Genomic DNA, 10106 nt, shown 5'->3' with positions numbered 1-10106 from the left:
CCGACGACGACGCTATGGGCTGCGATTCAATTTGATAGCGGCACTCTACAATTATGAACTCAACCTTGCCGAAGACTGGCAGCAAAATACAGCAATTTAGCACATAATCATTTTTGCAAGAGGTCTACTCAACTAAAAGCTTCAAAAACACAAGCAATTACAGATTTTGTTCCCCAACTGGAGGAGTACCAGAAGACAATTTCTAACTTTTCTCAAGAGTTGAGAGTTCTAGTAGAGGAAAGCCAATCTTTACAGATGAAGGGCCAACTGGGGCAACGTATTATGGCATTGGCTAAGAGTAAGGAGTTCAGCGAGTTAGTTCAATTTTCTGATCAAATTGATCGTATTGCTACTGTGATCGATCAAGAAACCCGTGCAGCTGAAAATCAATTGCAAAAGGCTGAGACTTTGAGAATGCAGATTATTTTGGCTAGTCTGATCGCCTCTGTAATGACAGCCATCCTGCTGGCCATAGTTACGGGTCGATCGATTGCCTATCCTCTGGAGGCCCTCACTCAGGTAGCGCAGCAGGTAACCCGTGATGCCAATACCAACTTGAGGGCACCTGTTTCCTCTCGCGATGAGGTGGGCACTCTGGCCCATGCCCTGAACCAGTTATTGGAATGGGTTGAGACCTATACCAGAGACCTAAAGGATACACAGTTGAATTTGGTTCAGGCAGAAAAGATGTCCGCTTTGGGGAAAATGGTCGCAGGGGTGGCACATGAAATCAACAATCCAGTTAATTTTATTCACGGCAACTTAACCTATATGCAAGAATATGCCCACAATTTACTCGGTTTTGTAACGCTTTATCAGGAGTCTTACCCTGACCCAACGCCTGCAATTCAAGCTCAGACAGAAGCAATTGACATGGAGTTTATCCAAACCGATCTGCCTAAGCTGTTGAACTCCATGAAAATGGGCACCGATCGGATTCGTCAGATTGTTTTATCACTTCGCAATTTTTCCCGCCTGGATGAAGCCAACTTCAAAGACGTTGATATTCATGAGGGCATCGACAGTACTTTATTGATTTTGCGGCATCGCCTGAAAGATAAACCAGAGCATCCAGCCATTCAAGTGATTCGTGACTATGGCAATCTACCCTTAGTCGAATGCTATCCGGGGCAACTGAATCAGGCATTTATGAACATCCTGAGCAATGCGATCGATGCGATAGAAGAAGTTAATGCAGAACGCACCGATGAAGAGGTCAAAGAGAATCCCAGTCAGATCGTGATTCAGACTTCGATGATTGATTCAAACTGGATAAAAATTCTTATTTCAGATAATGGAATAGGGATGCCTGAGTCAGTTCGTAGCCGAATCTTTGATCCATTTTTTACGACAAAATCGGTCGGTAAGGGAACGGGTATAGGCATGTCAATTAGTTATCAAATTGTCACTGAGCAACATGGTGGCAAGTTAACTTGTTGCTCAATCCTTGGCGAGGGAACAGACTTTGTTATTCAAATCCCTATTCAGCAGCAAATCCGTGAAGCGGCCTAACCTGTCGCCCAATGCATAGTCGTCTCCCCCCTTTTCTATAACCGTCTCCCCATAATAGCGGTGCAGCGGCCTGAAGGAAGCCGCTAGTAATAAGTTCGAGGTTTTGGCAGCCGCTGACCGCAACCGTTAGGCTGCTCAAAAAAGTTGCATATGCGGTTGGAAAAAACTATCATTCATAAGCAGAGCAAGAGGTGGATTGCGATGATTGATGTTGGGCTAACTCATGTAGCACTTCCCGTTACAGACATTGAGCAAAGTATTCAGTTTTACTCTGACTATGCTCAAATGCAGGTTATTCATCGTCGTCTTGATGCAGACACAGGTGTTGCGGTTGTATGGCTTTCTGATCGCACTCGTCCTTTCGTTATTGTTCTCATCCAAACAAGCTCAGTGAATTCCGTTTTATCGCCCCTTGCACATCTTGGAGTCGGGTGTCAAAGCCGGGAATTTGTGAATGCTCTCTGTGAAAAGGCAAGACAGGAAGGTGTGCTGCTTCAGGAACCAAAAGATTCTGGATATCCGATCGGATATTGGGCTTTTTTAAGAGATCCAGACGGTCACACGCTTGAACTATCTTATGGACAAGAAATAGGATTAACCGTAGAACAGACTCGATAAAATTGTAATAGATCAAACTTCATCTGACAGAAAGGGGTTATCTGACACTTAGAGATTTGTCTACGAGTCTTGACGATCTTGTTTTGTGTATTCATTGTGACACTCCTGATTCAGTGGATTAGCGGACTGCCAATCCAGGGATGAACAGAAACTCGATTTCCATTTCAATGCCTCGCTAACCTCTTTGAATATCGCCAAATGGGAGCAGTCTCAACAGCGGGCCCGTAGGAACCCTTTGTCTTTTCCATGGCCTCCTACAAACGTCGCAAACTCAATTAGCATCTGTTGGACAGGTTTGTTCGCAACTTAGACTTAGACGAGACTTTGATTAACTCACATCCTAACCATTCAAGTCTTTGTGACCACGGGATTCTAGTCTCCTAATTCTGTCCGGAGTATTGTTAGAGCACTTCATTAACAACCAGTTCATCACTCTGTAACAGCTTAGGTAAATCCAAAATACGCATCATTTGATCACCATAGGGAACTGTCCCTTGAATATAATTATGCCGCATTGGAAACGTAGAATCTATTTGAATATTGTTTGAGTTGATCTCAAACAGCGCATCCCGGACATCTTCTATCACCAAAGCGGCAATTGTATTATTCAGTTCAATGACAACAGCCTTAGGGTTTCTAGGTACAGCCTTTAAGGGCAACCCTAAGGGCTCAGAAATATCAATAACAGTTAGTATCTCACCCCGTAAACTCGTACTACCGATAATATGTCTAGGGCAGCAGGGGACAGGGGTGGCTTGTCTAACGGTAATAAATTCTCGAACACAGGTTGCCTCAATCCCGATCAGCTGATCGTTAAAAGATAATACAATCAGCGTTTTTAAGTCTAGGGCAGATACACTATCATTGAGTTGTCGCCTCAAATTATCAGCCCGCTGCCGAAAAATAATATGCTCTTGGCTAGTGGCATTAGGAGAGAAAGATGTCGTAACATTCAGGTCAGCTGCTTCCGTTTCAGACTGTTCTAAACGAGTTTCATAATAGTTATCGACTAGAAAGCGGATGATCGATATTACCTGTTTTAACTCACCCGGATTAAACCAAGATTGAGGCTCACTCAATATAAAGATGGCGGCTTCGTTTAAAATCATGCCATCAAAAAAGTTAGTGACATCAGGATTCATCCACTCCTGATATTCAGAGAAGTTGGTGATCAGCGCCTGGGTCGATAGATCCTTAATTGTCTGAATGGTATTGGCAAACAGACCAATTCTTAAGTCAGCTTGCTTGATAATGATGAGACTATCAGACAATCGATACGGCTGTGATTTCCCCTCTTGGTTGAGGCGCAGATCAATCACGGGTAGCACCTCTCCATGGAAATCGATTACCCCAACAATACCAGAGGGGGCATTGGGCACAAGGATGAGTTCTGGAAGGGCCAGAACTTCTTCAAGATAGTCTGTATTGATGGCGGCAAAATGGTCGTTGATTTCAAAAAGGCAATAGGACGTTTCCATAGGTTTCCTTTAATCGGTTTCTTCAAGATTATTTTCGAGCTGTGTAATTAATTCTGATGCGGTACGATTACCTAATTTGGCAATTTTGCTATCACCGGGGAGTTGTCGTAGTAGTTCCAGGGCCACTTTATGCATTTTGATATTATGTCCTTTGAATACCTCACTCAGATCCTCTTGATCGAACTTGGTTTCGACAGATTTCAATGAGTCAGGTGACATTTTTATCGACAAGAATTCAGAGGCTGGCTGAGTTGAATCATTTTCAGGCCGCTGATAGGCAATGGACTCTTCAAACATTTTGATGTTAAATCTATTTAAATTCTGGCTATAAAGTTCTGTGTGACCAACGAGAAGATACCCTAATGGGGCAAGGGCACCATGCATTTTAGTTAAGACTTTTTCAATGGCCGAGCTATTAAAATAAATAAACACATTTCGGCATAACATTAAATCGATATCTTGAATGGTGGAAAATGGATCTGAAGATGAGTCATCTAGTAAATTTCCAACTTGAAAATCAACCATATCCTTGATTTCATCATGGATATGATAACAACTTTCACCTTCTCGAAAAAATTGTTGTTGGAGCTTTTTGTCTACACCCCGAAAAGACCAGGCCCGATATCTGCCTTCTTTCGCGGCCTGAATAGCCGATGCATTGACATCCACCCCCCAAATTTTGATATCCCAGTCCTTTAAATTTGGTATCATATCTTTAATTAAGATAGCAAGCGAATAGGGTTCCTCCCCCGTTGAACAACCCGCACTGCAGATATTAATTTTTTTTTGATGAGATTTTTGATTAATAATATTTGGAAAAATGTATTTTTTTAGGAGCTTAAACTGTCCCTTATCTCGAAAGAAGAAACTCTCAGTATTCGTAATTTCTGAAATTAGGATTTCCCATTCTTGATGACTTTTAGGGGTATTAGTGCTGAGTAGCAGATAGTATTGCTCTGGTGCATCTAATTGGGTCGCTTCAATCCTCCTGACAACCAACTCTTGAAAATTCGCGTAATCATTTTTTCTGAGGGTGATGCCAATGCGATCGGCAATGAGCTTAGTCAAGGTCTGTTGTATACGTGGACTGAGCGGTTTTAATGATGACACGTTTGTTTTACCGTAGTTTCAAACTAAGTTAGGTATTTTACTGATCAACGGGGTTGACTAGCTCTAGAATGGCAGGTGCGATCGCACCTATCGGCAACACCTGATGAGCAGCATCTAGCTCAATGGCCGCTCTTGGCATACCAAAGACTACAGAAGTTGCTTCATCCTGGGCAATCGTTAACCCGCCCGCCTCAACAATAGACTTCATCCCATCAGCCCCATCACGCCCCATACCCGAAAGCAAAATCCCAATTGTCTTACGTCCATAAAACTTGGCAACGGATGAAAACAATGTGGTCACAGCGGGACAGTGGATATCCTCGGGCTGCGCTTGTAAATAGACAAAGCGGCCATATTCATTAATGGTGAGATGCTGTCGCTCTGGCGGAAAATAGATTTTACCTGGCTGAGGTTTTCTGTCGGCTTGGGCAATCTCAATAGATACCCCGCAGGTGGTCATGAGCCAGTCCAGCAAACCCTGCAGAAATCCCTCGCTAATATGCTGCACACAGACAATCGGCCATGGAAATTCTTTAGGTAATCCCATAAACAACTGTTGTAAGGCCAGTGGGCCACCCGTTGATGCACCCACAGCGATAATTTTAAAATTGCTGCTGCGGGTAGCGGATAGCAAGGGGGGCTGCGGTCGTCGATCGGCCAGCGGTTGAGACCGACCCAGTTGCGATCGCTTTTTCCTAAAAACCTTTACCCCAGATAAAATCTTCACCTTATTAATTAGGGCCTGCGTCAGCACAACGTTGTCGGGATCTAATCCTGCTTTGGGTTTAGGTAATATATCTACGGCCCCAGCCTCCAGCAGTTGGAAAATACGCTTAGGATCATCCTCTTGCACTGAGGCACTCACCACCAGTATGGGTAGAGGATAATCAACCATCACGTGGGATGTGAATTCAAGACCATTCATTTGAGGCATGAAGTAGTCAGTACAAATCACATCGGGCTGAATCCTGGGAATCAGATCGAGGCCCTCGCGTCCAGTGCGTGCCGTTCCTACAATTTCAATCTCAGGAGATGAACTCAAAATCCGTTTTAAGACCATCATTGCAATGGGTGAATCTTCAACCAGCAGGACACGGATAGACATTAGGCCAATAGTAAAAATAAAGGGTTAGTAACACGTTAGTACAGACGACGCTGGGGCCACTGAGGGAAAATTTTATAATTGTTATTTTGTGCTAAAAATCTTAGATTAATCTTTCTAAGGTTTCTAAAAGTGCATCTTGGTTAAATCGACCCTTGACAATGTAGGCATTCGCCCCAACCTCAGAACCCCGCTGACGATCGGCTTCGGAGTCTAAAGTTGTCACCAAAATGATCGGCAGATCATCATATTCCTGTTGTTGGCGTATTTTCGAAACTAGGGAAAAGCCGTCCAAATGAGGCATTTCAACATCAGATACCACGGCATCAAACCCACCCATTTGGAGCATGTCGTACCCTTCTAACCCGTCGTTAGCCGTGATCACAGTGTAGCCAGCCCCTTCAAATAGTCGTTTTTCCTGAATACGTACCGGCGGTGAATCTTCGACCAACAGAATGACGGGTTTAGGCCGTGGGACAGCTTGCTGTGGGGGTGATGGCTCAGATCGGGACGGCTGCTGTAAGGATTTGAGTAAATCTGAAGGATTCAGGATCATACACACGTCCCCCGTGCCCAAGATGGTAGTAGCAGACACATTGCGCACCCGCTTTAGTAAGGATCCCATGGGTTTAACAACAACTTCCTGATTATTCAGTAGTCGATCCACCATAAATCCAGCCTGTTCATTCCCCACCTTCAGCACAACACAAGGACGAACACCACCACCGGATGTACTCGGTTGGGCCACCCAATCATAAATTGGCGAATTTGATAGTTCTAGAGTACTCGTCAGATTGGCAACAGGAATCATTTTATCCCCTAGGGCAATAGTGTCCTGTCCCGCTTCAGTGACAATCTGCTGTGGCGAAATCAGCAGTGTTGTATCTAGAAACTCAATCGGGATAGCAAATGTCATCCCCTGGGTTTCGGCCATTATCACATTGGCCGTACTCAATGCGGTACTCAGCTGTAGCCGAAATGTACAGCCTTGACCCTGGGTAGATTCAATTTGGATCGCCCCTTTTAAGTCTTCTACCTGACTACGGACAACATCCAAGCCCACCCCTCTGCCAGAGATTTCCGTAATAAAGCTACGGGTGGAAAAGCCAGACGCTAGAATGAGCTGATGAATTTGGCTCATCGGCATAGCCTCTAGTTCTTCTCGGGTATGGAGTTTGCGTTTAATGGCCGTCTGCTTAATTTTTTCAGTGTCCAGTCCCCGGCCATCATCTACGATTTCAATGGTGAGACTAATGGCCGTTTGATAGGTTTTCACCCACAGGGAAGCGGCGGTTGGCTTACCCGCCGCTTCGCGCTCTGCTGGGGTTTCAATCCCATGGTCAATGGCATTGCGCACCAGGTGCAGCATCGAGTCCTTAATGCCATCTAAAAGCCGTTTGTCAGCCTTTGTATTCTCACCTTCTAATACCAGGTTGATATCCTTTGATTGGTCCTTGGCCAAGTCGCGCACCATTCGCCGCAGGGGCTGAAGTAGGGTGGACATTGGCAACAGCTGCAACCGCCGGATGCGGTCCCGGAGATCTTCGGAAATAATCTCCAGCCTTAAACTGTTACTCTGCACAGCAGAGCGTAGACCCAAAATTAATTGTTCCAACCGCTCTTCGTAGGATTGCGTTGAGGCCGCCTGCTCCTGATTTTTGTTAGTTTGCCATTCCTCCCACAGCAACAGTAGCTGTTCAGATTGAGAAGCCGCCTGAGTAATTTGGATACGGGTAATGGCTAACTCTTCGGTTTGAGTTGTCAGCGCATCTAAATCTTGGGTATGGACGCGAACAGTTTGAGCAATATTCTCCCGCTGGTTTTCAACGTCAGATAGTCGCTCAGTCGATCTTTCAGGTGGAGCTGCATCCTCTGTAATCGAACTGGGCGAACTAGACGATACGCTGTCTTGCAATCCCTTGAGCAGCTGCTCGATATCTACATTGGCCGGCAAGCCAGCAACGGCTTCTTGGACAAAGGCTCCAAGGGCATCCAGACCCTCGTAAAGCTGATCGCTTACCGTCGAGTCCAACGCTAGCGTCTGTAGTTGAATGCAGCTGAGCACATCCTCCATGGCGTGGGCCACCGTTTCTACTGGCTCTATCCCTGCACTTCTTGCATCCCCCTTTAAACTATGGGTCTCTCGCAACAGCGTGGTTAAGGTAGCCTCATCATGAGGATGCTTTTCTAAATACAACAAACCCGCTTCTAATCGCTGCAGACGCTCTACACTGGTTGTCTGATAAATCTCACGAAACTCAGGATCGAAAATGATTCCCGCTGGCGGTTCATCTGACGTAACCAAGGGAGCAATTGCTATCTGAGGAGCATCGAAAGTATCCTCGAGAATATCGAAAGTATCGTCGGGAATATCGACGATCCCTGCAGCAAGCTGGATAGTGACGTCAGGAACATCCATGACGTCAGCCATTATCTCAGCTTCGACGGTATCTTCCACAACAACTGTTGTGGAAGACGTTAAATCCGCTATCGTTTCTACAAACGTTACGATTGTCTGATCGATATCAATGCCGCTGGGTTCACCCGATGTGGCAGAATAGATGAGCTGACTGATCGTTTGTAGACCATCTTGTAGATAGCTGTTAACCTCAGCTGAAAATAATATTGATTGATTTTGGATATCTTTGATGACATCTTCCAACAGCTGGATCAGGGTGCCAACGTCATATAGACCAACGGACCTAGAATCCCCCTTCAGGCTATGGGTTTCCCGCCGCAGAGTCTCCATAATATCTGCATCTACGACTCCATGGGCCAGCTGGATTAGGTCCGCTTTTATAGATTGCAGTCGATCTACACTGGTGGTGCGATATATTTCCCTCAGTTCATCATCCTCGATGTAAAGAGGGCTCAATTGAACAGCGACCTCCCCAGACTTATCCGTCACCCCAGCCATGACAGATGCAACGGTTGTTTTGAGAGCAATCAGTGTCTGTTCGTCATCAAGATCGCGCAGTTCACTAGTAAAGGTTGTACTAGCTAGCTGTTCAATAGTATAAGTGCCCTGATATAGACAATCGCTCACTTCTAGCGTTAACTCAATCTGTCGCTGCTGCAGTGCTTTAACGATGACTTCAAGCTCTTGAGCGGCGGTCGCAATAGCGTCTAGCCCAAGACAGTGAGAGTCGCCCTTGAGACCATGGAGTTCTTGGCGAATGTCTTCAATGATTGTCTGATTGTCGGGTGCTTGCTCCAGTTGGAGCAAGCCCATCTGTATTTTTTGTAACCGAGCTATGTGGGTCTCTTGGTAGAGCAGACGAAGTTCTTCATCTTGAATCATCATAGGTTTGAACCATCAAGGTAGGATTACGTTCAGGCTACACAGCTTGCTTGAGACCAAGAGCTGCTTCATTCAGTCTTTCTGTTCCTTCTTTTGTTTGGTTCAAACCAGTGGCTGTTTCCCGTGTGCCCCGGTTGATTACTTCCATGGCATCCACAACCTGCTGGATCGCGTCCACCTGCTGCCTCAGGTTAAGTGAAACTTGTTGATTGTTAATCACCACCTGGTTCACCGACTCTTGAATTTCAGTGAAGGTAGCTTCTGTTCGCTTGGCGATTTGTACCCCCGTTTTTACGGTTTTTGTCCCTTCTTCTGTCACCATTACGGTTTCATTGATAGACTTTTGAATATTAGAGACTAGGTTATTGATTTTGTCAGCTGACTGTTGACTTTGGTCAGCTAACTTACGAATCTCATTGGCTACCAGGGCAAAGCCTTTACCGTGCTCTCCAGCACGAATGGCTTCAACGGAAGAGTTGAGCGCCAGCATGTTGGTCTGGTTGGCAAAGTCGATTACCAGCTGCGAGACGTTGCTAATTTGACTGGCCTGGGCACTGAGGTTAACGATTTTTTCTGCGATCGCATCCACCTTTTCCTCTAATGTAAACATTTCCTCCAAGGTTTCACCGACTGCTTTGGCCCCTTCTTCTGAGGCCATAAAAGCTTGTTTTGCCGCATCCACCGCCGCATCTGCCTGTCCGGCCGCATGGCGAGACGAGGCCTCAAGCTCATCCATCGTAGTTGTAGTTTCGTTCACTGAGGCCGCCTGCTGATTAGCAATGCGTTCCTGCTCAATCACCGTGGAGGTCATTTGTTGACTCGAGATCGAAATATCGGTCGCCAGCCCCTCTAGTAGATTAAGGGCGTAACCGGTCTCGCGCTCTAACTCAAGCAAACAGGGGCCAATCGACTGCACCGAGTAGGTTTCGGTGTGGATAAAGGCGTTCAGTTTCATGCTGAATGCGAAAATGAGTAAACGCTTGCC

Annotated in this window: 7 protein-coding genes; 2 read left to right on the top strand and 5 right to left on the bottom strand. The window is 45.7% G+C overall.

Going from position 1 to position 10106, the window contains the following annotated elements; genetic code table 11:
- Positions 1 to 255: 255 nt before the first annotated feature.
- The gene (locus tag VB741_RS25355) at positions 256 to 1512 is read left to right on the top strand and encodes a sensor histidine kinase (protein WP_323368015.1); all 1257 of its coding nucleotides are present in this window, start codon (positions 256 to 258) and stop codon (positions 1510 to 1512) included.
- A 201-nt stretch (positions 1513 to 1713) separates the two neighbouring features.
- Positions 1714 to 2130 (top strand): VOC family protein, encoded by a 417-nt coding sequence (locus tag VB741_RS25350; RefSeq protein ID WP_323368014.1) that lies wholly within the window; start codon positions 1714 to 1716, stop codon positions 2128 to 2130.
- 401 nt (positions 2131 to 2531) lie between these two features.
- On the opposite strand, the gene VB741_RS25345 is transcribed toward VB741_RS25350, so the two are convergent.
- The 5 genes from VB741_RS25345 to VB741_RS25325 form a co-directional block, all read right to left on the bottom strand.
- On the bottom strand, positions 2532 to 3608 hold the full coding sequence (locus VB741_RS25345; protein WP_323368013.1) for a chemotaxis protein CheW: 1077 nt from the start codon (positions 3606 to 3608) through the stop codon (positions 2532 to 2534).
- 9 nt (positions 3609 to 3617) lie between these two features.
- The gene (locus VB741_RS25340) at positions 3618 to 4676 is read right to left on the bottom strand and encodes a CheR family methyltransferase (RefSeq protein ID WP_323368012.1); all 1059 of its coding nucleotides are present in this window, start codon (positions 4674 to 4676) and stop codon (positions 3618 to 3620) included.
- Positions 4677 to 4755: 79 nt separating this feature from the next.
- Positions 4756 to 5823 (bottom strand): chemotaxis-specific protein-glutamate methyltransferase CheB, encoded by a 1068-nt coding sequence (gene cheB / locus VB741_RS25335; RefSeq protein ID WP_323368011.1) that lies wholly within the window; start codon positions 5821 to 5823, stop codon positions 4756 to 4758.
- 100 nt (positions 5824 to 5923) lie between these two features.
- Positions 5924 to 9124, bottom strand: coding sequence for an Hpt domain-containing protein (locus VB741_RS25330; protein WP_323368010.1), 3201 nt, complete (start codon positions 9122 to 9124; stop codon positions 5924 to 5926).
- A 34-nt stretch (positions 9125 to 9158) separates the two neighbouring features.
- Positions 9159 to 10076, bottom strand: coding sequence for a methyl-accepting chemotaxis protein (locus tag VB741_RS25325; RefSeq protein WP_323368009.1), 918 nt, complete (start codon positions 10074 to 10076; stop codon positions 9159 to 9161).
- Between the last annotated feature and the right edge of the window lie 30 nt (positions 10077 to 10106).

This window comes from Leptothoe sp. PORK10 BA2 (genome assembly GCF_034932105.1).
Lineage (GTDB): Bacteria > Cyanobacteriota > Cyanobacteriia > Phormidesmidales > Phormidesmidaceae > Leptothoe.
The sequence above is the reverse complement of the archived record's forward strand: the minus strand, read 5'-3'. Positions and strand labels throughout refer to the sequence as shown.